The organism is Enterobacter cloacae complex sp. P13B (genome assembly GCF_014895915.1).
GTDB classification, from domain to species: Bacteria; Pseudomonadota; Gammaproteobacteria; order Enterobacterales; family Enterobacteriaceae; genus Enterobacter; species Enterobacter bugandensis.
In genome coordinates this window covers 33,244-59,112 of record NZ_JADBQN010000024.1, presented here as the reverse complement: position 1 = coordinate 59,112, position 25,869 = coordinate 33,244, and the positions used below count along the sequence as shown (strand labels likewise).

Here is a 25,869-nt window from a genome sequence, read left to right as displayed (position 1 = left end):
TATGTTCACGCTGTGCGTGTGTAATTATGAAAGTCCATATTCTGTATTTATTTCTTTACGGTTAAACAAACCGAAAAAAGCGGAGATGACTTCCGTACGCGCCAGAATAGTGGTAAGCGCCTGCGAATGCACCTGCTTTATGAAGGGATGCTGACGACTTGAATAAAAAGAAAGCATTTGTAAATCGGCCCGCTTATTCTTCCTAACCCAACCTATAGAATAGAAATGCTTCTTAAGTGGGCGAATTTTCATTATTTGCCATGTTGAATCGCTTCAGATTGCAAAACCCCTCGTTTCATTATGGTTAAAACTCCCTCTTTGGGAGTAATCAACTCATTTGTGCAAAGTTACATTTCTGAAACGTTATTTCTGTAAGGTTGTTAAAATGTGCAGGGTTTACTGATTTCAATCAAAACCAATATGGACAGAAGGTGAATACTTTGTTACTTTAGCGATACGAACTAGAAATTGGTAAGACCAATTGACTCCGGGCAAAAAGGCGTAAGACAGGGAATATGGCCTACAGCAAAATTCGCCAACCAAAACTATCTGATGTGATTGAGCAGCAGCTGGAGTTTTTAATCCTCGAAGGGACTCTGCGCCCGGGTGAGAAACTTCCGCCAGAACGCGAGCTGGCAAAACAGTTCGACGTTTCACGTCCCTCTCTGCGTGAGGCGATTCAACGCCTCGAAGCAAAGGGCTTGCTGCTTCGTCGCCAGGGCGGCGGAACCTTTGTGCAAAACAGCCTGTGGCAGAGCTTCAGCGATCCGCTGGTAGAACTTCTCTCTGACCACCCAGAATCCCAGTTTGACCTGCTTGAGACCCGTCACGCGCTTGAAGGTATTGCGGCCTATTACGCCGCCCTTCGCAGCACTGATGAAGATCGCGTGCGTATCCGCGAACTGCATCAGGCCATTGAACGGGCACAGCAGTCCGGCGATTTAGACGCCGAGTCCAGCGCCGTTGTCCAGTATCAAATCGCCGTCACCGAAGCGGCACACAACGTGGTGCTCCTCCATCTGCTACGCTGCATGGAGCCGATGCTGGCCCAGAACGTTCGTCAGAATTTTGAATTGTTGTATGCCCGTCGGGAGATGCTCCCGCTGGTAAGCAACCATCGCACCCGAGTATTCGAGGCGATAATGGCCGGGGAGCCGGAGCAGGCGCGCGAAGCGTCGCACCGTCACCTGGCTTTCATTGAGGAAATCTTGCTGGACCGCAGCCGTGAACAATCGCGTCGCGAACGTTCATTACGCCGCATACAGCAACGAAAGGATTAAGCGCCAGGTACTTTTAGAGCGCGGCAACTAAACGCAGAACCTGTCTTATTGTGTTCTTGCCCAAGAGCACAATGGGACAGGTTCCAGACAAATCAACGTATTAGATAGATAAGGAATACCCCCATGTCAGAACGTCTCCAAAATGACGTGGATCCGATCGAAACTCGCGACTGGCTACAGGCGATCGAATCGGTCATCCGTGAAGAAGGTGTTGAGCGCGCTCAGTATCTGATTGATCAGCTGCTTTCTGAAGCCCGCAAAGGCGGCGTGAAGGTTGCTTCAGGTGCAGGGGCTAGCAACTACGTAAACACGATTGCCGTTGAAGACGAACCGGAATACCCGGGCAATCTGGATCTGGAACGTCGTATCCGTTCTGCAATCCGCTGGAACGCCATCATGACCGTTCTGCGCGCGTCCAAGAAAGACCTGGAGCTGGGTGGCCACATGGCGTCCTTCCAGTCTTCTGCGACCGTTTACGAAGTGTGCTTCAACCACTTCTTCCGTGCAGCGAACGAGAAAGACGGCGGCGATCTGGTGTACTTCCAGGGCCACATCTCTCCGGGCATCTATGCACGTGCATTCCTGGAAGGTCGTCTGACTGAAGAGCAGATGAACAACTTCCGTCAGGAAGTTCACGGTAAAGGTCTGTCTTCTTATCCGCACCCTAAACTGATGCCTGAATTCTGGCAGTTCCCGACCGTATCTATGGGTCTGGGCCCAATCGGTGCGATCTACCAGGCTAAATTCCTGAAGTATCTGGAACACCGTGGTCTGAAAGACACCTCCGAGCAGACCGTTTACGCCTTCCTGGGCGACGGCGAAATGGATGAGCCAGAATCTAAAGGTGCGATCACCATCGCGACCCGTGAGAAGCTGGACAACCTGTGCTTCATCATCAACTGTAACCTGCAGCGTCTGGATGGTCCGGTAACCGGTAACGGCAAGATCATCAACGAACTGGAAGGCATCTTCGCAGGTGCTGGCTGGAACGTGATCAAAGTCATGTGGGGTTCCCGTTGGGACGAACTGCTGCGTAAAGACACAAGCGGTAAACTGATCCAGCTGATGAACGAAACCGTTGACGGCGACTACCAGACCTTCAAATCCAAAGACGGTGCCTACGTGCGTGAGCACTTCTTCGGTAAATACCCTGAAACCGCAGCGCTGGTTGCAGACTGGACTGATGAGCAGATCTGGGCCCTGAACCGCGGTGGTCACGATCCGAAGAAAATTTACGCTGCACTGAAAAAAGCGCGTGAAACCAAAGGTAAAGCGACTGTAATCCTGGCCCACACCATCAAAGGTTACGGCATGGGTGATACCGCAGAAGGTAAAAACATCGCTCACCAGGTTAAGAAAATGAACATGGACGGCGTGCGCTATATCCGCGACCGTTTCAACGTTCCAGTGACCGATGAGCAGGTAGAAAACCTGTCTTACATCACCTTCCCGGAAGGCTCTGAAGAGCACAAGTACCTGCACGAACGTCGTCAGGCGCTGAAAGGCTACCTGCCAGCTCGTCAGCCTAACTTCACCGAGAAGCTGGAACTGCCGGCGCTGGAAGACTTCTCTCAGCTGCTGGAAGAGCAGAACAAAGAGATCTCTACCACTATCGCTTTCGTTCGTGCCCTGAACGTGATGCTGAAGAACAAGTCGATCAAAGATCGCCTGGTGCCAATCATCGCCGACGAAGCGCGTACTTTCGGTATGGAAGGTCTGTTCCGTCAGATCGGTATCTACAGCCCGAACGGCCAGCAGTACACCCCGCAGGACCGTGAGCAGGTTGCATACTACAAAGAAGACGAGAAAGGTCAGATCCTTCAGGAAGGTATCAACGAGCTGGGCGCAGGCGCATCCTGGCTGGCTGCTGCGACCTCTTACAGCACCAACAACCTGCCGATGATTCCGTTCTACATCTACTACTCCATGTTCGGGTTCCAGCGTATCGGTGACCTGTGCTGGCAGGCAGGCGACCAGCAGGCTCGCGGCTTCCTGATCGGTGGTACTTCTGGTCGTACGACTCTGAACGGTGAAGGTCTGCAGCACGAAGATGGCCACAGCCACATTCAGTCTCTGACTATTCCTAACTGTATCTCTTACGACCCGTCCTACGCGTACGAAGTTGCTGTCATCATGCATGACGGTCTGCAGCGCATGTACGGTGAAGCGCAGGAGAACATTTACTACTACATCACCACCCTGAACGAAAACTACCACATGCCGGCAATGCCAGCAGGTGCCGAGGAAGGTATCCGTAAAGGTATCTACAAACTCGAAACCATTGAAGGTAGCAAAGGTAAAGTTCAGCTGCTGGGCTCCGGTTCTATCCTGCGTCACGTTCGTGAAGCAGCGCAGATCCTGGCGAAAGACTACGGCGTGGGTTCCGACGTGTACTCTGTGACTTCCTTCACCGAACTGGCGCGTGATGGCCAGGATTGTGAGCGCTGGAACATGCTGCACCCAATGGAAACCCCACGCGTTCCGTACATCGCTCAGGTGATGAACGACGCGCCAGCGGTGGCGTCCACTGACTATATGAAACTGTTCGCTGAGCAGGTTCGTACATACGTTCCAGCTGATGATTATCGCGTACTGGGTACTGACGGCTTCGGTCGTTCTGACAGCCGCGAAAACCTGCGTCACCACTTCGAAGTTGATGCTTCTTACGTGGTTGTAGCAGCACTGGGCGAACTGGCTAAACGTGGCGAAATCGATAAGAAAGTGGTTGCGGACGCAATTACCAAATTCAACATCGATGCAGAAAAAGTTAACCCGCGTCTGGCGTAAGAGGTAAAAGAATAATGGCTATCGAAATCAATGTACCGGACATCGGGGCTGATGAAGTTGAAATCACCGAGATCCTGGTCAAAGTGGGCGACAAAGTTGAAGCTGAACAGTCGCTGATCACCGTAGAAGGCGACAAAGCCTCTATGGAAGTCCCGTCTCCTCAGGCTGGCATCGTTAAGGAGATCAAAGTCTCCGTTGGCGATAAAACCGAGACTGGCAAACTGATCATGATTTTCGATTCCGCCGACGGTGCAGCAGCTGCTGCACCTGCGCAGGAAGAGAAGAAAGAAGCCGCTCCGGCCGCCGCTGCTCCAGCAGCTGCCGCAGCAGCGAAAGAAGTGAACGTGCCTGACATCGGCGGTGACGAAGTTGAAGTCACTGAAATCCTGGTGAAAGTGGGCGATACCGTTGCGGCCGAGCAGTCACTGATCACCGTAGAAGGCGACAAAGCCTCTATGGAAGTACCAGCGCCATTCGCCGGTACCGTAAAAGAGATCAAGATCAACACCGGCGACAAAGTGTCTACCGGGTCGCTTATCATGATCTTCGAAGTGGCGGGTGCTGCACCTGCTGCCGCGCCTGCACAGGCCGCTGCTCCGGCTCCGGCCGATGCACCAGCCGCTGCTGGCGGCGCGAAAGACGTTAACGTACCGGACATCGGCGGTGACGAAGTTGAAGTCACCGAAGTGATGGTAAAAGTGGGCGACAAAGTTGCCGCTGAACAGTCACTAATCACCGTTGAAGGCGACAAGGCTTCCATGGAAGTGCCTGCGCCGTTCGCCGGTACCGTTAAAGAGATCAAAATCAGCACCGGCGACAAAGTGTCTACCGGCTCCCTGATCATGGTCTTCGAAGTGGAAGGCGCTGCGCCTGCCGCAGCTCCGGCTGCCGCGGCTGCTCCAGCACCGGCTGCTGCACCGGCTCAGGCTGCTAAACCAGCCGCTGCCCCTGCTGCAAAAGCAGAAAAATCAGAGTTCGCTGAAAACGACGCTTACGTCCACGCGACTCCGCTGATTCGTCGCCTGGCGCGCGAATTCGGTGTGAACCTGGCGAAAGTGAAAGGGACCGGCCGTAAGGGTCGTATCCTGCGCGAAGACGTTCAGGCCTACGTGAAAGACGCGGTGAAACGCGCCGAAGCTGCACCAGCTGCAGCCGCTGGCGGCGGTATCCCGGGCATGCTGCCATGGCCGAAAGTGGACTTCAGCAAGTTCGGCGAAATCGAAGAAGTGGAGCTGGGCCGTATCCAGAAAATCTCTGGTGCTAACCTGAGCCGTAACTGGGTGATGATCCCGCACGTTACCCACTTCGACAAAACCGATATCACCGATCTGGAAGCGTTCCGTAAACAGCAGAACGCCGAAGCCGAGAAGCGTAAGCTGGACGTGAAATTCACCCCAGTGGTCTTCATCATGAAGGCGGTTGCTGCGGCTCTGGAACAGATGCCACGCTTCAACAGCTCCCTGTCCGAAGACGGCCAGAAGCTGACGCTGAAGAAATACATCAACATCGGTGTTGCGGTAGATACGCCAAATGGTCTGGTTGTTCCGGTATTCAAAGACGTGAACAAGAAGAGCATCACTGAGCTGTCCCGTGAACTGACCACCATCTCCAAGAAAGCGCGTGATGGTAAGCTGACTGCCGGCGAAATGCAGGGCGGCTGCTTCACTATCTCCAGCATCGGCGGCCTGGGTACCACCCACTTCGCGCCGATTGTGAACGCGCCGGAAGTGGCTATCCTCGGTGTGTCCAAGTCCGCGATGGAGCCGGTGTGGAATGGCAAAGAGTTCGTGCCGCGTCTGATGATGCCAATCTCTCTGTCCTTCGACCACCGCGTGATCGACGGGGCTGATGGTGCGCGTTTCATCACCATCATCAACAACATGCTGAGCGACATTCGCCGCCTGGTGATGTAATCGAAAAGCCGGCCAGTCGGCCGGCTTTTTTCTGATAATCTCATGGTGTTTATGAGGTTATTGGTGAAAGCGACAATTCGTGAGCCGTTTGTTGTTTCAAAATTGTTAACAATTTTGTAAACTGCGGGCGGATAGAACGACCCGGTGGACGACGGGTATAAACTAAGAGGTCATGATGAGCACAGAAATCAAAACTCAGGTCGTAGTACTTGGGGCAGGCCCGGCAGGTTACTCCGCAGCATTTCGTGCAGCGGATTTAGGTCTGGAAACCGTCATCGTAGAGCGTTACAGCACCCTCGGCGGTGTTTGTCTGAACGTCGGCTGTATCCCTTCTAAAGCGCTGCTGCACGTAGCGAAAGTTATCGAAGAAGCCAAAGCGCTGGCTGAACACGGTATCGTCTTCGGCGAGCCGAAAACCGATATCGACAAAATTCGTACCTGGAAAGAGAAAGTTATCACTCAGCTGACCGGCGGTCTGGCGGGTATGGCGAAAGGCCGTAAGGTCAAAGTGGTTAACGGTCTGGGTAAATTCACCGGTGCGAACACCCTGGAAGTGGAAGGCGAAAACGGCAAAACCGTTATCAACTTCGACAACGCGATCATCGCGGCAGGCTCTCGCCCAATCGAACTGCCATTCATTCCACATGAAGATCCACGCGTGTGGGATTCCACTGATGCCCTGGAGCTGAAAACCGTTCCTAAGCGTCTGCTGGTTATGGGCGGCGGTATCATCGGTCTGGAAATGGGTACCGTGTACCATGCGCTGGGTTCAGACATTGACGTGGTTGAAATGTTCGACCAGGTTATCCCGGCTGCTGACAAAGACATCGTTAAAGTCTTCACCAAGCGCATCAGCAAGAAATTCAACCTGATGCTGGAAACCAAAGTGACTGCCGTTGAAGCGAAAGAAGACGGTATTTACGTTTCCATGGAAGGCAAAAAAGCCCCATCCGAACCACAGCGTTACGACGCCGTGCTGGTGGCTATCGGTCGTGTACCGAACGGTAAAAACCTCGACGCGGGCAAAGCTGGCGTTGAAGTGGACGACCGTGGCTTCATCCGCGTTGACAAACAGCTGCGCACCAACGTGCCGCACATCTTTGCTATCGGCGACATCGTCGGTCAGCCAATGCTGGCGCACAAAGGCGTTCACGAAGGTCACGTTGCCGCTGAAGTTATCGCCGGCATGAAGCACTACTTCGATCCGAAAGTGATCCCATCTATCGCGTACACCGAGCCAGAAGTTGCATGGGTCGGTCTGACCGAGAAAGAAGCGAAAGAGAAAGGCATCAGCTATGAAACCGCCACCTTCCCGTGGGCTGCTTCTGGCCGTGCTATCGCGTCCGACTGCGCAGACGGTATGACCAAACTGATCTTCGACAAAGAGACTCACCGCGTAATCGGTGGTGCGATTGTCGGTACCAACGGCGGTGAGCTGCTGGGTGAAATCGGTCTGGCTATCGAAATGGGCTGTGACGCGGAAGACATCGCGCTGACCATCCACGCGCACCCGACGCTGCACGAGTCCGTGGGCCTGGCGGCTGAAGTGTTTGAAGGTAGCATTACTGACCTGCCAAACGCGAAAGCGAAGAAGAAATAAGTTTCTTCAGATGAAAAAAGCGGCCTGAGGCCGCTTTTTTTATGCGCGGCGTTCAGGGGGCTACAGGCTGCCAGGTGTTATCAGGTGCGTATGAGGCCAGCGCCCGGGCCTTCTGCTCCGAATCGCTGCCGAGATCGGACTGGTACACCTTGTCGTCCTGGTTTATCACAAAGCTCATGACGCCTGTCTGACCATAGCTGACAGGCCACGCCACCATAGCGAAACCGTGATTATCTGGCAGGATGCGGAAGCGATAGCCATGGTAACCCGCGCCCGGCTCTTTCGGACTGAACGCCGGGCCAAGCGGGCTTGGCGCTTCACCAGGCGAAACGGGCCAGTACAGACCGTCCTTTTTACCCTCAGAACTGACAATCTTCTGCGCGTATTTCTGATTCATCGCAAAATAGCTCTGCTGAGCGGCCACGTAAGCATGCAGGGCTTCGATGGCGGCAAGTTCGTTGCGCCCAATTTCGCGGGTCAGGATCTCCTCGGCGCCTTCTTTGATGTCAAACTGCCAGCCGGAGGCGATTTTGATCACCGGAATGGGAAGTTGCCAGCCGCTGTCTCCGACAACCAGATGCGCTTTATCGCCTTCGACAATGGTGTTATGACGGACTTTCCAGTCGCGCAGAAAGCGATCGACTGCGTCAGGATCAACGCCTTCAGGGGGCAGGAAGTCGCGCCAGTTCTCACCGAGCAGGTTGCTCATCGCGCTTTCGTTTTGATCGCGGATGGCGCTTTCCAGCGCATTGGTAGCCTGTTCTGGTGAGCTGAAGGATTGCTGCGCCATGACGGTCGCCGAGACCATGAACAACACCATTCCACTGAGTAATTTACGTTTCATGTCGGCTCCCTTAGCGATGACGGAATTCACGGTGTTCAGCACGTCCAGCCGCTGCCGGGCGTAGCTGCTGCTGACGAGCGGCGAGGTGTCTGCTTTGCGCCCCACGCTGCTGCTGCGCCTGCCAGTTGGCGGAACGGCTGTCGTTGCCGCTCAGTGCATTGGCCCGGAGCTGACTGTTTCGCTGCTGGAAGGGACGTTGCTGAGAAGGCTGAACCCGTTTCTCTTGTCTCTGCGCGGTGGTCTGTCGGTTTTCTCGCTGCTGCGTGGTGGCCCGCTTCGCCGTCTGCGGTTTGGTGTCATAGCCACGGTAGTTATTGCGCTGAGAAATCTGTTTCAGCTGTTCACTTGAGGCCTGTCGCTGCGCCGCTTTCGTGCCCGGGCGAGCAGTCTGTGGGAAGGTTTTACCTGTCGATTTCTCCATCTGGCTCAGTGCCGCCTGACGCTGGCTATCGCGATTAACCGGTTGTTGCGTTGCACTAAGCCCCGTGGCCGTGTTGGTGGAGTGGAAACGCGTGTTGAGCTGGTTTGTCGGGTAAGGGACACCTTCCCGATAGGCCGGGTTGTGCTGCCAGGTACGGTTGGCGTCCGTCAGACGTTGTCCGCTAATTTTATTGAAGTTCTCAACGTTAATATTGATGTTGTTATCACCGTTGCGGTTGTAGCCGCCGTGATTATCCCAGTCGCCGTCATGATGATGGTCCCAGTCATCGTCATCATCCCAGTCGATATTGCTGAAGATGGCATAAGTTGTGGCGACACCCAGGCTGAAACCTAAGCCGTTGACGAAGCTGTTGCCAAACTGCTCTCCGGGTGACGGCGGGAGATAGGTTGGCGGATAGGCGGTATTAGGCCAGGTCCCGTAAACCGTATTGGGATTATAGGTGGGGACGTAAATCACCTGCGGGTCGGCAGATTCAATTTTGATCACCGTCGGGGCCGGTGCGGACGTGGTGGTTGACGTTGACTCGGTGGTGCTGGTTTTTGCCGGTGCGGGTTTGGTCACCGTGGTGACCGTCTGCTGAGGCGTAGATTGCAAGGCGCCGGTCTTCTGCGCCAGCGCGCGCAACCGTTGCACCGAATCCATCACATCTTTCGGCTGCGTGAGAAACGCATCGCCCAGATTTTGTACCCACGGCGGATTCTCTCCCATCAGCGACATAAGCTGAGGAAACGCGACCAGGGATTTTACGCTGGGATCCCAGGGCTGGCTGGCAACGGCCTGAATCGCGGCGTCCCCTTCCATTTTGGGGTTGTCTTTGGACCACTGCGCCGCTTGAATCACGTTGGCCGGGTAGGTCGAGGCCATCAAGATTTGTGACAGCAGAGCATCCGGATAGAGCGCGATGGGGGCAACCCACTGATCGATTTGCGCGGCAGTGTAGGTTGGCGCGACAACAGGGGCCGGCTGGGCTGCGGTAGGCGCTGACGGTGGTTGCGCGACGGGGGCTGGCGCAACGGGTTCCGTTGCACGACTTTTGACAAACATGACGCCTGAGGCGGCAAACAGCCCGGCACTGCACAGAAGGACAAGCAGATGTGGCTTAAAGGGCAACTTCATAAAATGACTCCAACGAGACAGGCGCTGTGCCGTGAGGCGTTACGGTTGGCGTGAGTATTATTCACCCGTCTTTTACTGTTTTGACTTTTATTGGGAAGCGTCCGGTACGTCCGGATAAAGAGTGTGAGTATTTATTACACAATTATATGCGATGCGGGAAAAGGCGCCGGGAATTCAGAAGGCCGCTCTTGCGAGCGGCCAGCAGCTAGTTGCCGAGGTTGACGACAAACAGCACCGTGATGTCGGATATGTTCCAGCCACCGTGCAGTGCGGTAAGCAGTAAACCGATCGCAACGATCATTGCAGTGATTCGCATCTCCATTGCGTGCGTTCCTGTACAAGCTACGCGGGTTCCTTCTTCACCGGGAAAGGCAGAACCTGGCAAGTTGGGATTGCCGCGTAGGTTACGGAACTGCTCCCGGGCCCGGTGACTGGTTGCTACACCAGCGAAGCAGGCCGAGGGGAAAGAGTAATCGACTCAGTGGTAATTCTAAAGGCGAGAGATGAATTTAAACGGGGTTTCATTCGAAATGGGAAGGTGCTACGCAAAATTGACATAATGGCTTGCAAGCCTGCAGGGTGTGATGCAAAATTCATTGCGTTGGGGTTGCCGCAAATCTGCCAACCCGGTGTGCTACCACCGCAAGGCAACAAAATAACCGCTATCAGGCGGTTTTTTTGTCCCCAAAATTCACCTCGCCTCCCCGCTACACCATGCTTAACGATTCAGCAAACTTTTTAATGTTGCTTTTTTGTAAACGGATTAACACTGTGCAGAAATCCTGCTATGCTGCCCGACGCGGTATCGGGCATTTACCCTACAAACTGCTGTCTCACAGGAGCGTGAAGAGAACGCCCGCCGCATATGACAATGAGAGCGAGGAGAACCGTCGTGCTAGAAGAATACCGTAAGCACGTAGCAGAACGTGCCGCCGAGGGAATTGTACCCAAACCTTTAGATGCAACCCAAATGGCCGCGCTCGTCGAGCTGCTGAAGAACCCGCCTAAGGGCGAAGAAGAATTCCTGTTAGATCTGTTGATCAACCGCGTACCGCCTGGCGTAGATGAAGCTGCCTACGTAAAAGCCGGATTCCTTGCTGCTATCGCCAAAGGCGAAGCCACCTCCCCACTGGTTACTCCTGAAAAAGCCATTGAACTGCTCGGCACCATGCAGGGTGGTTACAACATTCATCCGCTGATTGACGCGCTGGATAACGACAAGCTGGCACCGATTGCCGCTAAAGCGCTCTCTTCCACGCTGCTGATGTTCGATAACTTCTACGACGTAGAAGAAAAAGCCAAAGCGGGCAACGTTAATGCGAAGCAGGTGATGCAGTCCTGGGCCGATGCCGAATGGTTCCTGAACCGCCCTGCGCTGGCGGAAAAAATTACCGTGACCGTCTTTAAGGTGACCGGTGAAACCAACACCGATGACCTGTCTCCGGCACCGGACGCGTGGTCTCGTCCTGATATCCCGCTGCACGCCCTGGCGATGCTGAAAAACGCCCGTGAAGGCATTGAGCCAGATCAGCCGGGCGTGGTGGGCCCGATCAAACAGATCGAAGCGCTGCAACAAAAAGGTTTCCCGCTGGCCTACGTCGGTGACGTTGTGGGTACCGGTTCTTCCCGTAAATCCGCCACCAACTCCGTACTGTGGTTCATGGGCGACGATATTCCGCACGTGCCGAACAAGCGCGGCGGCGGCCTGTGCCTCGGTGGCAAAATTGCGCCAATCTTCTTCAACACCATGGAAGATGCGGGCGCGCTGCCAATTGAAGTGGATGTGAGCAACCTGAACATGGGCGACGTGATTGACGTCTATCCGTATAAAGGCGAAGTGCGCAACCACGAAACCAACGAGCTGCTGGCAAGCTTCGAACTGAAAACCGACGTGCTGATTGACGAAGTGCGTGCCGGTGGCCGTATTCCGCTGATCATCGGGCGCGGCCTGACCACCAAAGCGCGTGAAGCGCTGGGTCTGCCGCACTCCGACGTTTTCCGTCACGCGAAAGACGTGGCAGAAAGCAACCGCGGCTTCTCGCTGGCACAGAAAATGGTGGGTCGCGCGTGCGGCGTAGCCGGTATTCGCCCTGGCGCATACTGCGAGCCGAAGATGACCTCCGTGGGCTCTCAGGACACCACTGGCCCAATGACCCGTGACGAACTGAAAGACCTGGCGTGCCTGGGCTTCTCTTCTGACCTGGTGATGCAGTCCTTCTGCCACACGGCGGCCTATCCGAAGCCGGTTGACGTGACCACGCACCACACGCTGCCAGACTTCATCATGAACCGCGGCGGTGTCTCTCTGCGTCCGGGTGACGGCGTCATCCACTCCTGGCTGAACCGTATGCTGCTGCCGGATACCGTGGGTACCGGCGGTGACTCCCATACCCGTTTCCCAATCGGTATCTCCTTCCCGGCGGGCTCCGGCCTGGTGGCGTTTGCTGCAGCGACCGGCGTAATGCCGCTGGACATGCCTGAATCGGTGCTGGTGCGCTTCAAAGGTAAAATGCAGCCGGGCATCACTCTGCGCGACCTGGTTCACGCGATCCCGCTGTATGCCATCAAACAGGGCCTGCTGACCGTTGAGAAGAAAGGGAAGAAAAACATCTTCTCTGGCCGTATCCTGGAAATTGAAGGTCTGCCGGATCTGAAAGTGGAGCAGGCGTTCGAGCTGACCGACGCCTCCGCCGAGCGGTCTGCGGCAGGCTGTACCATCAAGCTGAACAAAGAGCCGATCATTGAGTATCTGACCTCCAACATCGTTCTGCTGAAGTGGATGATTGCGGAAGGCTACGGCGATCGTCGTACGCTGGAGCGTCGTATTCAGGGCATGGAGAAATGGCTGGCGGATCCGCAACTGCTGGAAGCTGACGCAGACGCAGAGTACGCGGCGGTGATCGACATCGATCTGGAGGATATTAAAGAGCCAATCCTCTGTGCGCCGAACGATCCGGACGATGCGCGTCTGCTCTCTGACGTGCAGGGCGATAAGATCGACGAAGTGTTCATCGGCTCCTGCATGACCAACATCGGCCACTTCCGCGCCGCCGGTAAGCTGCTGGATACCCACAAAGGCCAGTTGCCGACCCGCCTGTGGGTGGCACCGCCAACCCGTATGGACGCGGCTCAGTTGACCGAAGAGGGTTACTACAGCGTGTTCGGTAAGAGCGGGGCGCGTATCGAAATCCCTGGCTGCTCCCTGTGTATGGGTAACCAGGCGCGCGTGGCCGACGGTGCGACGGTGGTTTCCACCTCTACCCGTAACTTCCCGAACCGTTTAGGTACTGGTGCGAACGTCTACCTGGCCTCTGCGGAGCTGGCGGCGGTTGCGGCGCTGATTGGCAAACTGCCAACGCCGGAAGAGTACCAGACCTTTGTGGCGCAGGTGGATAAGACGGCGGTGGATACCTATCGCTATCTGAATTTCGACCAGCTTTCTCAGTACACCGAGAAGGCTGACGGGGTGATCTTCCAGACGGCGGTATAATCAGCAAAACCGTCTCTACGAGACGGTTTTTAGTGTTTGCACCCTCTCCCACGGGCGAGGGACGGGGTGAGGGCATCAGGCCGCAGGGACTTGCTCTCACCTTTTTATTTTCATTCCTCCCACCTCTCCCGCTTTTTTTCTTTCCCTCTGCTGCGATAATTACCCTAATGGCTTTGCAGAGGAAAACGCTATGGATTACGAATTTTTGCGCGACATCACCGGCGTGGTGAAAGTGCGCATGTCGATGGGGCACGAAGCCGTTGGACACTGGTTTAACGAAGAGGTGAAAGAAAATCTCGCCCTTCTTGATGAAGTCGAACAGGCGGCAAATACGGTGAAAGGCAGCGAGCGCTCCTGGCAACGCGCCGGACATGAATACACCCTGTGGATGGACGGCGAAGAGGTGATGGTGCGCGCCAATCAGCTTGAGTTTTCAGGGGATGAGATGGAAGAGGGGATGAGCTACTACGACGAAGAGAGCCTGTCGCTGTGCGGCGTGGAAGACTTCCTGCAGGTAGTGAATGCCTACCGTGAGTTCATGAAACAGAAGTAACTCCCCGAAGCGTCCCTGCTCCGGGCAACACTTACACGGCCGGAATATTGCGGCCGTAGTAGATTTCGCGCATCTCTTTCCAGAGCAGGTCGGTGATGACCTTGCGCTCTTCTTCACTTAAATCTTCCGGCTTCGTGTGGAACATGTAGTGCTTAAGGTCGAACTCCTTAAGCATCATCTTGGTATGGAAGATGTTTTCCTGGTACACGTTCACGTCCATCATGTCATACAGCGATTTCATGTCCTCGGACATAAAATTCTGAATGGAGTTGATCTCGTGGTCGATGAAGTGCTTCATGCCGTTGATATCACGGGTAAAACCGCGCACGCGATAATCAATCGTGACGATGTCCGATTCCAGCTGGTGGATTAAATAGTTCAGCGCGTTCAGCGGGGAAATCACGCCGCAGGTCGACACTTCAATATCGGCGCGGAACGTGCACAGCCCGCCTTCCGGGTGGCTTTCCGGGTAGGTGTGAACGCAGATATGGCTTTTGTCGAGGTGGGCGACGACCACTTCCGGCAGCGGACCCGGGTGTTCAGTTTTGTCGATAAGCTGCGGGTCGACCGGCTCTTCGCTGACCAGAATGGTGACGCTGGCACCCTGGGGCTCATAATCCTGTCGGGCGATGTTCAGAATATTGGCACCGATGATCGAGCAGGTTTCTGACAGGATCTCGGTCAGACGGTTGGCGTTGTAGAGTTCATCGATATAGGCGATGTAACCATCGCGTTCTTCCGCTGTTTTGGCATAGCAGATATCGTAAATACAAAAACTCAGGCTTTTAGTCAGGTTGTTAAAGCCATGTAGTTTAAGCTTTTTCAATTAGCTCACCCCCTTAGTGGATAATGCGTCTTGCAGGTACTGCGGCAGAGCAAACGCTGCGGTATGAATAGCCGGATTGTAGTAGCGGCACGTGAGCCCGGCCTGATGGAAGCGGGCCTGGATTATTTCGGTAGAGAGATGACGCAGCACGTCGTTATCCGTTGCCCATGCAAAGGTCATGATCCCGCCGTAGTACGTCGGAATGGCCGCCTGATAGAAGCTGACGTCACCGAAATAGGTGCTGAGCTTGCGATGGCTGTCGAGCGCTTCGTCCTGCTGCAGGAAGCAGACGCCATTTTGTGCGACGAAGATACCGCCAGGGTTCAGGCAGCGCTTGCAGCCTTCGTAGAACGAGGAGGTAAACAGCGACGCGCCAGGGCCGATGGGGTCGGTACAGTCAGAGATAATCACGTCGAAGGTCTGCGTGGTCTGGTTAACAAAGTTAACGCCGTCGTCGATAACCAGATTAAAGCGCGGATCGTCATAGCTGCCGGCATTATGGTTGGGCAGGTACTGGCGGCAGAAAGAGACCACGCCCGCATCGATCTCAACCATGGTGATGGTTTCAATGGAACGATGGCGTGAAACCTCGCGCAGCATTGCGCCGTCGCCGCCGCCGATAATCAGAACATGCTTCGCGTGTCCGTGGGCCAGCAGCGGAACGTGGGTCATCATCTCATGATAAATAAACTCGTCGCGCTCGGTCGTTTGCACTACGCCATCCAGGGCCATCACGCGGCCAAAGGCGGCGTTTTCGAAGATGATCAGATCCTGGTGATCCGTTTTCTCATGATAGAGCACGTTATCAACGGCAAAGTACTGACCAAACTGGTCATGCAGTGTTTCATGCCACAACGTGTGGTCGGCCATACGCGGACTCCTCCTTTGTTAACATCCGTAACGCTCACAAAAAATGAGCGAAACATGATAGCTAACTATAACCGTGGTTGCACGGGTATAGGTTGAACAGGGGGCGTCGGGAAGGTTATTTCACGTAGGCGAGCAGGCTGAGCGAATCGCGGGCCAGCGCTTTGCATTTTTTAGCCGTGGGAATGCCAATACCGCTCAAGTCACGGTAGCTGTCTTCACCGAGCGCTTTCATGTCAAAGCTGTCGTAATTGCTGAGATCCCACTGGTTCTGCTGGGCGAAAAAGACCAGCGCGCGGCGAATTTGCCCGTTGGGTAAATTCTGGTAGCCACAATCATTTTTCAGGAATACAAAAACCGCCGTTAAATCGGCCATATCTTCCGCTTCATTTTCACTGAGCGCATAGCTGTTCGCACACATTGCCATCAGGCTTCCGAACAAAATTGTCCTGAAAAACGTCTTCATTGCTTCTACCACTTCTTCACGGAAAATTAACGTTAGCACACTTGATGCCAGTGCGACGATCTTTATTATTGCCGCTTTACTTGACCTTCCGGTAAGGGGAGGGTTTATGCTCAAAAGATCGCCTGCTGGAAATAAGGAAATGAACATGCAACGTCGTGATTTTTTAAAATATTCCGCTGTGCTGGGGGTTGCCAGCGCATTACCACTCTGGAGCCGCGCGGTTTTTGCGGCTGAAAGGCCTGCCTTACCCATTCCTGACTTACTGACCGCAGACGCCCGTAGCCGTATTCAGCTCGTTGTTCAGGCCGGTAAAACCTCCTTCGGCGGGCACAGCGCCACAACCTGGGGCTACAACGGCAATCTGCTCGGCCCGGCACTTCAGTTACGCAAAGGGAAAGCGGTGACGGTGGATATCCACAATACGCTTGCCGAGGAGACCACGCTGCACTGGCACGGGCTGGAAGTCCCGGGCGAAGTGGATGGTGGTCCCCAGGGCGTTATCAAGCCTGGGGGTAAACGCAGCGTAACCTTTACCCCTGACCAGCGGGCGGCAACCTGCTGGTTCCACCCGCATCAGCATGGCAAAACGGGCCATCAGGTGGCAATGGGGCTGGCCGGACTGGTGTTGATTGAGGATGACGAAAGCCGTCTCCTGCGCCTGCCAAAACAGTGGGGTATCGATGATGTGCCGGTGATTGTGCAGGACAAAAAATTCAGCGCGGACGGGCAGATTGACTACCAGCTGGACGTGATGAGCGCGGCGGTCGGCTGGTTTGGCGATACGCTGCTGGCCAACGGTGCGATCTATCCGCAGCACGCCGCCCCGAAAGGCTGGCTGCGCCTGCGCTTGCTTAACGGCTGTAACGCCCGCTCGTTGAACTTCGCCACCAGCGATAAGCGCCCGCTTTACGTGGTGGCAAGCGACGGCGGCCTGCTGCCGGAACCGGTAAAAGTGATCGAGCTGCCGATGCTGATGGGCGAACGCTTCGAAGTGCTGGTGGACATCAGCGACGGCAAGCCGTTTGACCTGGTAACGCTGCCTGTCAGCCAGATGGGGATGGCCGTCGCGCCGTTTGATAAACCACACCCGGTGCTGCGCATTCAGCCGCTACAGGTCACGGCCTCCGGCACGCTGCCGGACACCCTGACCACGCTGCCTGCGCTCCCGTCGCTGGATGGGCTCACGCAGCGTAAGCTTCAGCTCTCCATGGACCCGATGCTCGACATGATGGGCATGCAGGCGCTGATGAAAAAGTATGGCAATCAGGCCATGGCGGGAATGCACCACGGCCAGATGATGGGCCACATGAATATGGACCACGGCAAAATGGGCGGTATGGATCACGGCGGTCACGGGTTCGATTTCCACAACGCCAACAAGATCAACGGCAAAGCGTTCGATATGAACACGCCGATGTTTGCCGCCACGAAGGGGCAGTTTGAGCGCTGGGTGGTTTCAGGTGAAGGGGACATGATGCTGCACCCGTTCCATATCCACGGCACGCAGTTCCGTATTCTGTCTGAGAACGGCAAAGCGCCGGAAGCGCATCGAGCAGGCTGGAAAGATACGGTGAGAGTGGAAGGCGGCGTCAGCGAGGTGCTGGTGAAGTTCGACCATGAAGCGCCTGAAGAGTTTGCCTATATGGCGCACTGTCATCTGCTGGAGCATGAAGATACGGGGATGATGCTCGGTTTTACCGTATAAAAAAAGCCGGGTGGCGGCTTCGCCTTACCCGGCCTGCATTGCTAAAAACGGCAACTTTCGTTGCCGTTTTGCTTTTATTTGCCTTCGTCCGGCAATGCATACGCGACAATATAGTCGCCCATCTTCGTACCAAACGAACCGTGACCACCCGCAGAAATGACGACGTACTGCTTGCCATTCACTTCATAGGTCATCGGCGTTGCCTGTCCACCGGCCGGCAGACGGCCTTGCCACAGTTTTTCACCGTTGGTCATGTTATACGCGCGCAGGTAGTTATCTGCGGTTGCCGCGATGAACAGCACGTTACCAGCGGTGGAGATTGGACCACCCAGCATTGGCATACCCATATTGAACGGCACCGGAACCGGCATCGGGAACGGCATGCTGTCCTGTGGGGTACCAATACGTTTTTTCCAGACGATCTGGTTGGTTTTCAGATCCAGACCGGAGATGTAACCCCAGGCAGGCTGTTTACACGGCAGACCAAACGGAGACAGGAACGGGTTCAGGGTAACGCCAAACGGTACGCCATACTGCGGCTGGATACCGGCTTCGGTCCCGCTGCCTTTCGCGTCTTTCGGCTGCTCCATCGGGTTACCCGGACCGCGTGGGATCAGACGGGAAACGAACGGCAGCGCCATTGGGTTGGCAATCGCCACCTGACGGTTAGGGTCGACGGAAATACCGCCCCACTCAAACATTCCCAGGTTGCCCGGGAAGACCAGCGTGCCCTGCTCAGACGGCGGCGTGAAGATGCCTTCATAGCGCAGCTGATGGAACATCACGCGGCACACCAGCTGGTCAAACATCGTGGCACCCCACATGTCTGCCCCGCTGAGGTCTTTCTTCGGACGGAAGCTCAGGTCAGAGAACGGCTGCGTTTTGGTGACGTAGTCGCCCTTGGCAGCGCCCTGCGGAACCGGTTTTTCCGGGGCAGGCACCACCAGCTCGCCGTTACGACGGTCCAGCACGAAGATGTTACCGGTTTTCGCCGGGGCGTAAATCACCGGTACGGTTTTGCCATTCACGGTAATGTCCGCCAGCGTCGGCTGGGACGGCATATCCATATCCCACAGATCGTGGTGAACGGTCTGGTAGCTCCAGGCCAGCTTACCGGTGGTGGCATTCAGCGCCACGATGGAGCTGGCATAACGCTCCTGCTCCGGCGTGCGGTTACCGCCCCAGATATCCGGCGTGGTCACCCCCATCGGCAGGTAGACCAGGTCCAGCTTCGCGTCATACGCTGCAGGCGCCCAGGAGTTTGGCGAGTTAAAGGTAAAGGTGTGCTCGTCAGAAGGGATTGCGTTTGGATCTTTCGCGCCCGGGTCGAAAGCCCACAGCAGTTTACCGGTGTTCACGTCGAAACCGCGGATAACGCCGGAGGTTTCACGCGTAGAGAAGTTATCCGTTACCGAACCGGCAATCACGATGGTTTTATCGGTGATGATTGGCGGGGAGGTTGGCTCATAGAGACCCGGCGTGGTGTCCGGCATGTTGGTCTGCAGGTTCAGAATGCCTTTGTTGGCGAAGGTTTCGCACAGCTTGCCGGTCTCAGCGTTGATGGCAAACAGACGGCCATCGTTCACCGGCAGCATAATGCGGCGAGGACAGTCGGCAATGACTTCCGGGCTGGCATTATCGGCGCGCGCTTCGTGGTAAGAAACGCCGCGGCAGGTGACATGCTGGAAGGACGGGTTGGAGTTCAGCTGCGGATCGAAGTGCCATTTCTCTTTACCGGTGGCCGCGTCGAGCGCGAACAGACGCTGGTGCGCCGTACACAGATAAAGCATATCGCCGACTTTAATTGGCGTCACTTCATTGGTCAGCTCGCCCGGATCGTTCGGCATCTTCAGGTCGCCGGTACGGAATACCCAGGCTTCTTTCAGGTTCTTAACGTTGTCCGCGTTGATCTGCTTCAGCGGGGAGTAGCGTTGACCTTCCTGGTTACGACCATAGGCAGGCCAGTCACCGTCAGCGACCTGCGAGATAGCTGCCGCAGGCGTGGACTCCGCGTTCAGCGTACCGTTGATCTCCTGCGGGTCGTTAAAGCCGGCCCAGGTGAGAATGCCGCCGCTGATTAACAGCGCCACCAGCAGGGCTGCAACGGCACCGCTGGAAGGGACAATCAGGCGGCGCCAGACGAACGGCAGGATAAGCCAGATACCGAAGAAGACCAGGATGTCGCTGCGCGGCGTCAGGGCCCAGAAATCGAAACCGACTTCCCAGACGCCCCAGAGCATGGTGGCAAGAAGGAGGGCGGCATAAAGCCACAGTGCGGATTGTTTTCTACGCCAGAGCAGGACGGTTACGCCAAGCATAACCAGGCCCGCAATCGGGTAGTACCAGGAGCCGCCGATCGCGACCAGCCAGACGCCACCGATTAACAGGTACAGGCCGCAGAAGGCGGCGAATAACGCTGTTAGTGTCACCAGTAGACGCGGCTGTTTAGTGTTTGTTTCAGCCATAGAAAGTGTACTCGTCAGTTTTTGTTAATAATTTGCTAGCAACTAATTATAGGTGTTAACAAGTGTGATCGGAATCACAATATTTGCTTTTTATAACTCATACGCCAGGCTTATCCATTTACTGATATAATGGCTGGCTTGCGTATCGATGCCGGAACAAGATTCATCCGCATTGAAAGATTTTCATCAAAATCCTTTGGTTAGTAATATGAAACATACTGTTGAAGTGATGATCCCGGAAGCCGAGATCAAAGCGCGTATCGCCGAACTGGGTCGTCAAATCACCGAGCATTACAAGGACAGCGGCAGCGAAATGGTGCTGGTTGGTCTGCTGCGCGGTTCTTTCATGTTCATGGCAGACCTGTGCCGTGAAGTGCAGGTACCGCACGAGGTCGATTTTATGACCGCTTCCAGCTACGGCAGCGGCATGTCCACAACCCGTGATGTGAAAATCCTGAAAGATCTGGATGAAGATATTCGTGGCAAAGATGTGTTGATCGTTGAGGACATTATCGACTCCGGCAACACCCTTTCAAAGGTGCGCGAGATCCTGAGCCTGCGCGAGCCGAAATCGCTGGCGATTTGTACGCTGCTGGATAAACCGGAGCGTCGTGAAGTGCAGGTGCCGGTGGAGTTTGTCGGTTTCTCCATCCCGGACGAGTTCGTGGTGGGTTACGGCATTGATTACGCGCAGCGTTATCGTCATCTGCCGTATGTTGGGAAAGTGGTATTGCTGGACGAGTAATTGCGGGCTGATGCCCTCACTCCGACCCTCTCCCACGGGGAGAGGGCGAAAACCCCCGGCTTTATTTATGGTTCACATGCTTAAGCTTGAGGTTGGCAATCCCCGAACGGTAACGCTGCTCCAGCGTTTCACGGTTGGTGGCGGTGACTTCCAGATTGCGCAGCAGGCCGTCGTGAATACCGTACGCCCAGCCGTGGATTGATACCTTCTGCCCGCGTTTCCACGCCGACTGCATGATGGTCGAATGCCCAAGGTTATATACCTGCTCCATCACGTTCAGCTCGCACAGCGTGTCCATGCGTCGCTCTTGCGGCATTTCGCCGAGCAGTGAACTATGTTTGAACCAGATATCGCGGATGTGCAGCAGCCAGTTATCAATTAAACCCAGTTCCGGGTTTTCAACCGCCGCCTGCACGCCGCCGCAGCCGTAGTGGCCGCAAATAATGATGTGCTCGACTTCCAGGACGTCAACGGCATACTGAACCACTGAAAGGCAGTTGAGATCGGTATGAATCACCAGGTTGGCGACGTTGCGGTGAACAAACAGTTCGCCGGGCTCAAGGCCGGTAAGACGCTCGGCAGGTACGCGGCTGTCTGAACAGCCAATCCAGAGAAAGCGCGGGTTCTGGGCTTGTGCGAGTTTTCCAAAAAATCCGGGGTCTTCCTCCACCAGCATTTTTGACCATAGTGCATTGTTGCTAATGAGTGTATCTATGTCGTTCATGGAGGTTAGCGACCTGTAACCAAGTAATTGCGTTGCGCTACTATAGGGTAACCCGACTTTTAATGAAACCACACAACGTGTGTAAGAACTGAAGGTAAGTTAAATTCATGGCAATTGCACTGGAGCTTGAGCAGCTTAAAAAAACCTATCCGGGTGGCGTTCAGGCGCTACGCGGGATAGATCTAAAAGTAGAGGCCGGGGATTTTTACGCGCTTCTGGGGCCGAACGGGGCGGGGAAATCCACCACCATCGGGATCATCAGCTCGCTGGTGAATAAAACGTCCGGACGGGTGAGCGTCTTTGGTTACGACCTGCAAAAAGATGTGGTAAACGCCAAGCGCCAGCTGGGGCTGGTACCGCAGGAGTTCAACTTCAACCCGTTTGAGACGGTGCAGCAGATTGTCGTTAACCAGGCGGGTTATTACGGCGTTGAGCGCAAAGAGGCGCTTGAGCGTAGCGAAAAGTACCTGAAACAGCTCGATCTGTGGGAAAAGCGTAACGAACGTGCGCGGATGTTGTCCGGGGGGATGAAGCGCCGCCTGATGATTGCCCGCGCGCTGATGCACGAGCCGAAGCTGCTGATCCTTGATGAACCCACCGCAGGCGTGGATATCGAACTGCGTCGTTCTATGTGGGGTTTCCTAAAGGATCTTAACGACAAAGGCACCACCATCATTTTGACCACCCACTACCTTGAAGAAGCAGAGATGCTGTGCCGCAACATCGGCATCATTCAGCACGGCGAGCTGGTGGAGAACACCTCGATGAAGGATCTGCTCTCCAAGCTGAAATCCGAAACGTTTATTCTCGATCTGGCGGCAAAAAGCCCGCTACCGAAGCTTGAAGGATACCAGTATCGCCTGGTGGATACCTCAACGCTGGAAGTGGAAGTGCTGCGCGAGCAGGGAATCAACAGCGTGTTCTCCCAGCTGAGCGCGCAGGGGATTCAGGTTTTAAGCATGCGTAACAAAGCGAACCGACTGGAAGAGCTGTTTGTCTCTCTGGTGCAGGATAAACAAGGAGACAAGGCATGACGCATCTTTATTGGGTCGCGCTGAAAAGTATCTGGGCGAAAGAGATTAACCGCTTTATGCGTATCTGGGTGCAAACCCTGGTACCGCCGGTCATCACCATGACGCTCTATTTCATCATCTTCGGCAACCTGATTGGTTCCCGCATTGGTGAGATGCACGGTTTTACCTATATGCAGTTTATCGTGCCGGGCCTGATTATGATGGCGGTGATCACCAACGCCTACGCAAACGTGGCCTCGTCGTTCTTCAGCGCTAAGTTCCAGCGCAATATTGAAGAGTTGCTGGTGGCGCCGGTGCCAACGCACGTCATCATAGCCGGTTACGTGGGCGGCGGCGTGGCGCGCGGGCTGTGCGTGGGCATCCTGGTGACGGCGATTTCGCTGTTCTTCGTGCCGTTCCAGGTGCACTCGTGGCTGTTAGTGGCGCTGACTCTGCTGCTGACGGCAATTCTATTCTCGCTGGCCGGTCTGCTGAATGCGGTGTTCGCTAAAACGTTTGACGACATCAGCCTGATCCCGACCTTTGTGCTGACGCCGCTGACCTATCTCGGCGGGGTGTTCTACTCCCTGACGCTGCTGCCGCCGTTCTGGCAGGCACTGTCGCATCTGAACCCGATCGTCTACATGATCAGCGGCTTCCGCTTTGGCTTCCTCGGCATTACCGATGTTCCGCTGTTTACCACGGTGGCGGTGCTGGTGTTGTTCATCATCGCCTTCTACCTGCTGTGCTGGTATCTGATCCAGCGCGGGCGCGGTCTGCGTAGTTAACCCTCTGCCCGGCGACGCTCTGGTTGCCGGGCACTTTCTTTGACGGTTATCACCGTAAGCAAACCTTCACTCAGCTAAACTACTTGCCTGCTAAGGAGAGAGTTATGCTGGGATGGGTGATCACCTGCCACGATGAACGAGCGCAGGATATGCTGGATACGCTTGAGGCCAAATTTGGCCCGCTGGCGCAATGCCGGGTGGTTAACTACTGGCGCGGGCTAAGCACTAACATGCTTAGCCGCATGATGTGCGATGCCCTGCATGAAACCGACTCCGGAGAGGGCGTCATTTTTCTTACCGATAAATCCGGCGCGGCGCCTTACCGCGCGGCCGCTTTGCTGAGCCACAAGCATGATAATTGTGAAGTGATCTCCGGTATCAGCCTGCCTTTACTCGAAGCCCTCTATCCGCTTCGCGCCTCATTGAGCAGCGCAGAGTTTCGGCACGCTATCGTGGCGGAGGGCCAGCCGGAGGTGAGCAGCCTGTGGCACCAGCAGCAGAAAAACCCGCCTTTCGTTCTGCTTCACGATCTGTATAAGCATTAAACATTGGTATTGATGTCGCTTTTGCTACAATGGCGACTGATTTCCCGTGTCGATTTATATCCTATGTTCATGCGCGTGTTCTTTCTCCTTTTGCTGCTGGTTTCCGGTGGGGTATCCGCCAGCCTGATAAGTCAGCAAGGGCTTCCTGCTCAATATATGCAAACCACTGAGGATGCTGCCATCTGGGCTCAGGTAGGTAACTCCGTGGTTAATGTGGGCAATATTCGCGCAGGGCAGATCATCGCGGTCTTTCCCGCCGCGGCGGATTATTACGAATTTCGCTTCGGGTTCGGTACCGGCTTTATTGATAAAGACCACCTTGAGAAAGTGCAGGGCAAGCAACGCGTTGAGGACAGCCTGGGCGATCTGAACAAGCCGCTCAGTAACCAGAACCTCATCACCTGGAAAGATACGCCCGTTTATAACGCGCCTAATAGCGGAAGCGCGCCCTTTGGCACCCTGAGCGGCAACCTGCGCTATCCCATTCTGAACAAACTTAAAGACCGCCTGAACCAGACCTGGTATCAGATCCGCATCGGCAACCGCCTGGCGTGGATAAGCAGCCTGGACGCGCAGGAAGATAACGGCATTCCGGTTCTGACCTATCACCATATCCTGCGCGATGAGGAGAACACCCGCTTCCGCCATACCTCCACGACCACCAGCGTACGTGCGTTCAGCAACCAGATGACCTGGCTTCGCGATCAGGGCTACGCCACGCTGACGATGTATCAGCTGGAAGGCTACGTGCGCAACAAGATGAACCTGCCCGCGAAGGCGGTGGTGATTACCTTTGACGACGGACTGAAGTCGGTGAGCCGCTACGCGTATCCTGTGCTGAAAGAGTATGGCTTCAACGCGACGGCGTTTATCATTTCGTCACGTATTAAAGGCCATCCGCAGAAGTGGGATCCGAAATCGCTGCAGTTTATGAGCGTTCAGGAAATCAAAGGCATTCAGGATGTGTTCGACATTCAGTCGCACACGCACTTCCTGCACCGCGTGGACGGGTATAAACACCCGATCTTACTGAGCCGCAGCTATCACGTGATCCTGTTTGATTTTGAGCGTTCTCGTCGCGCGCTGTCACAGTTCAACCCGCGTGTGCTCTACCTTTCGTATCCCTTTGGCGGTTATGACAATAAGGCGATCAAGGCGGCGAATGATGCCGGTTTCCATCTGGCCGTGACCACGGTGAAGGGGAAGGTAAAGCCGGGGGATAATCCGTTCTTACTGAAACGACTCTATATCTTAAGAACGGATTCGCTGGAGACGATGTCGCGGCTGATCAGCAATCAGCCGCAGGGATAAACATCAGGCAACCTGAACCGGAATCGCCTTTGCGGTGCGCTTCATTTCATTGTCGCCTTCGAAGTAGGCCACTTTAGGCTGCCAGCGGCGGGCTTCTTCGTCAGACATCATCACAAAGCTGGCGATAATCACAATGTCGCCCACGTCCGCACAGTGCGCCGCAGCGCCGTTAACGGAGATGATTTTAGAACCGCGCTCGGCGGCAATCGCGTAAGTAGAGAAGCGTTTACCGTTGTTCACGTTCCAGATATCAATCGCTTCGTTTTCAAGGATACCCGCCGCGTCGAGAAAATCCTGGTCAATGGCGCAGGAGCCTTCATAGTGCAGGTCGGCCTGCGTGACTTTCACACGGTGAAGCTTACCTTGCAGCATTTTGCGAATCATTACGT

At 55.2% G+C, this 25,869-nt stretch carries 21 protein-coding genes; 12 read left to right on the top strand and 9 right to left on the bottom strand.

The window, feature by feature from the left end; translation table 11 throughout:
* Positions 1-24 precede the first annotated feature (24 nt).
* Positions 25-252, bottom strand: coding sequence for a hypothetical protein (locus IM273_RS11845; RefSeq protein WP_071993741.1), 228 nt, complete (start codon positions 250-252; stop codon positions 25-27).
* A 263-nt stretch (positions 253-515) separates the two neighbouring features.
* On the opposite strand from IM273_RS11845, the gene pdhR reads away from it, so the two are divergent.
* The 4 genes from pdhR (at position 516) to lpdA (ending at position 7,580) form a co-directional block, all read left to right on the top strand.
* Positions 516-1,280: a pyruvate dehydrogenase complex transcriptional repressor PdhR gene (gene pdhR, locus IM273_RS11840; RefSeq protein ID WP_006173806.1), complete on the top strand. Its 765-nt coding sequence runs from the start codon at positions 516-518 to the stop codon at positions 1,278-1,280.
* A gap of 123 nt (positions 1,281-1,403) precedes the next feature.
* Positions 1,404-4,067, top strand: a complete 2,664-nt coding sequence (gene aceE / locus IM273_RS11835) for a pyruvate dehydrogenase (acetyl-transferring), homodimeric type (protein WP_028015529.1) — start codon at positions 1,404-1,406, stop codon at positions 4,065-4,067.
* A gap of 14 nt (positions 4,068-4,081) precedes the next feature.
* Positions 4,082-5,980: a pyruvate dehydrogenase complex dihydrolipoyllysine-residue acetyltransferase gene (gene aceF, locus IM273_RS11830; RefSeq protein ID WP_193050437.1), complete on the top strand. Its 1,899-nt coding sequence runs from the start codon at positions 4,082-4,084 to the stop codon at positions 5,978-5,980.
* Positions 5,981-6,155: 175 nt separating this feature from the next.
* On the top strand, positions 6,156-7,580 hold the full coding sequence (gene lpdA / locus IM273_RS11825) for a dihydrolipoyl dehydrogenase (protein WP_023332094.1): 1,425 nt from the start codon (positions 6,156-6,158) through the stop codon (positions 7,578-7,580).
* Between the two features lie 52 nt (positions 7,581-7,632).
* Here the strand turns inward: lpdA and IM273_RS11820 are convergent, their stop codons facing one another.
* Together IM273_RS11820 and IM273_RS11815 are read right to left on the bottom strand one after the other, a co-directional pair.
* The gene (locus IM273_RS11820) at positions 7,633-8,424 is read right to left on the bottom strand and encodes a DUF2950 family protein (RefSeq protein WP_193050439.1); all 792 of its coding nucleotides are present in this window, start codon (positions 8,422-8,424) and stop codon (positions 7,633-7,635) included.
* 10 nt (positions 8,425-8,434) lie between these two features.
* The gene (locus IM273_RS11815; protein WP_193050441.1) at positions 8,435-9,982 is read right to left on the bottom strand and encodes a DUF3300 domain-containing protein; all 1,548 of its coding nucleotides are present in this window, start codon (positions 9,980-9,982) and stop codon (positions 8,435-8,437) included.
* A gap of 892 nt (positions 9,983-10,874) precedes the next feature.
* Here IM273_RS11815 and acnB point away from each other — a divergent pair.
* Positions 10,875-13,472, top strand: a complete 2,598-nt coding sequence (acnB, locus tag IM273_RS11810) for a bifunctional aconitate hydratase 2/2-methylisocitrate dehydratase (RefSeq protein ID WP_193050442.1) — start codon at positions 10,875-10,877, stop codon at positions 13,470-13,472.
* 190 nt (positions 13,473-13,662) lie between these two features.
* The gene (gene yacL / locus IM273_RS11805) at positions 13,663-14,025 is read left to right on the top strand and encodes a protein YacL (RefSeq protein ID WP_041911228.1); all 363 of its coding nucleotides are present in this window, start codon (positions 13,663-13,665) and stop codon (positions 14,023-14,025) included.
* Positions 14,026-14,056: 31 nt separating this feature from the next.
* On the opposite strand, the gene speD is transcribed toward yacL, so the two are convergent.
* The 3 genes from speD to IM273_RS11790 form a co-directional block, all read right to left on the bottom strand.
* Positions 14,057-14,851, bottom strand: coding sequence for an adenosylmethionine decarboxylase (speD, locus tag IM273_RS11800; RefSeq protein WP_028015535.1), 795 nt, complete (start codon positions 14,849-14,851; stop codon positions 14,057-14,059).
* Complete coding sequence (gene speE / locus IM273_RS11795; protein WP_028015536.1) at positions 14,852-15,721, bottom strand: polyamine aminopropyltransferase; 870 nt, start codon at positions 15,719-15,721, stop codon at positions 14,852-14,854.
* Between the two features lie 115 nt (positions 15,722-15,836).
* Entirely contained in the window at positions 15,837-16,184 is a 348-nt protein-coding gene (locus tag IM273_RS11790; protein WP_014882582.1) for a YacC family pilotin-like protein, read from the bottom strand.
* A gap of 145 nt (positions 16,185-16,329) precedes the next feature.
* On the opposite strand from IM273_RS11790, the gene cueO reads away from it, so the two are divergent.
* Complete coding sequence (gene cueO, locus IM273_RS11785) at positions 16,330-17,889, top strand: multicopper oxidase CueO (RefSeq protein ID WP_193050444.1); 1,560 nt, start codon at positions 16,330-16,332, stop codon at positions 17,887-17,889.
* Between the two features lie 74 nt (positions 17,890-17,963).
* Here the strand turns inward: cueO and IM273_RS11780 are convergent, their stop codons facing one another.
* Positions 17,964-20,354, bottom strand: coding sequence for a glucose/quinate/shikimate family membrane-bound PQQ-dependent dehydrogenase (locus IM273_RS11780; protein ID WP_193050446.1), 2,391 nt, complete (start codon positions 20,352-20,354; stop codon positions 17,964-17,966).
* A 208-nt stretch (positions 20,355-20,562) separates the two neighbouring features.
* On the opposite strand from IM273_RS11780, the gene hpt reads away from it, so the two are divergent.
* Positions 20,563-21,099 carry a hypoxanthine phosphoribosyltransferase gene (hpt, locus tag IM273_RS11775; RefSeq protein WP_032644976.1) on the top strand — a complete coding sequence of 179 codons (537 nt, stop codon included), beginning with the start codon at positions 20,563-20,565 and terminating at the stop codon, positions 21,097-21,099.
* Between the two features lie 61 nt (positions 21,100-21,160).
* Here hpt and can read toward each other — a convergent pair whose 3' ends face one another.
* Positions 21,161-21,823, bottom strand: a complete 663-nt coding sequence (can, locus tag IM273_RS11770) for a carbonate dehydratase (protein WP_014882586.1) — start codon at positions 21,821-21,823, stop codon at positions 21,161-21,163.
* Positions 21,824-21,930: 107 nt separating this feature from the next.
* Here can and IM273_RS11765 point away from each other — a divergent pair, with 107 nt between their 5' ends.
* From IM273_RS11765 to IM273_RS11750, 4 genes are all read left to right on the top strand, one after another.
* The gene (locus IM273_RS11765) at positions 21,931-22,857 is read left to right on the top strand and encodes an ABC transporter ATP-binding protein (protein WP_028015540.1); all 927 of its coding nucleotides are present in this window, start codon (positions 21,931-21,933) and stop codon (positions 22,855-22,857) included.
* Positions 22,854-23,624 carry an ABC transporter permease gene (locus IM273_RS11760; protein ID WP_193050448.1) on the top strand — a complete coding sequence of 257 codons (771 nt, stop codon included), beginning with the start codon at positions 22,854-22,856 and terminating at the stop codon, positions 23,622-23,624. Before IM273_RS11765 ends, IM273_RS11760 begins: the two co-directional genes overlap by 4 nt.
* A 104-nt stretch (positions 23,625-23,728) precedes the next feature.
* Positions 23,729-24,169 carry a PTS sugar transporter subunit IIA gene (locus IM273_RS11755; protein ID WP_126300281.1) on the top strand — a complete coding sequence of 147 codons (441 nt, stop codon included), beginning with the start codon at positions 23,729-23,731 and terminating at the stop codon, positions 24,167-24,169.
* A 63-nt stretch (positions 24,170-24,232) separates the two neighbouring features.
* Positions 24,233-25,480, top strand: a complete 1,248-nt coding sequence (locus IM273_RS11750; protein ID WP_126300282.1) for a polysaccharide deacetylase family protein — start codon at positions 24,233-24,235, stop codon at positions 25,478-25,480.
* 3 nt (positions 25,481-25,483) lie between these two features.
* Here IM273_RS11750 and panD read toward each other — a convergent pair whose 3' ends face one another.
* The gene (panD, locus tag IM273_RS11745) at positions 25,484-25,864 is read right to left on the bottom strand and encodes an aspartate 1-decarboxylase (RefSeq protein WP_003856284.1); all 381 of its coding nucleotides are present in this window, start codon (positions 25,862-25,864) and stop codon (positions 25,484-25,486) included.
* Positions 25,865-25,869 lie beyond the last annotated feature (5 nt).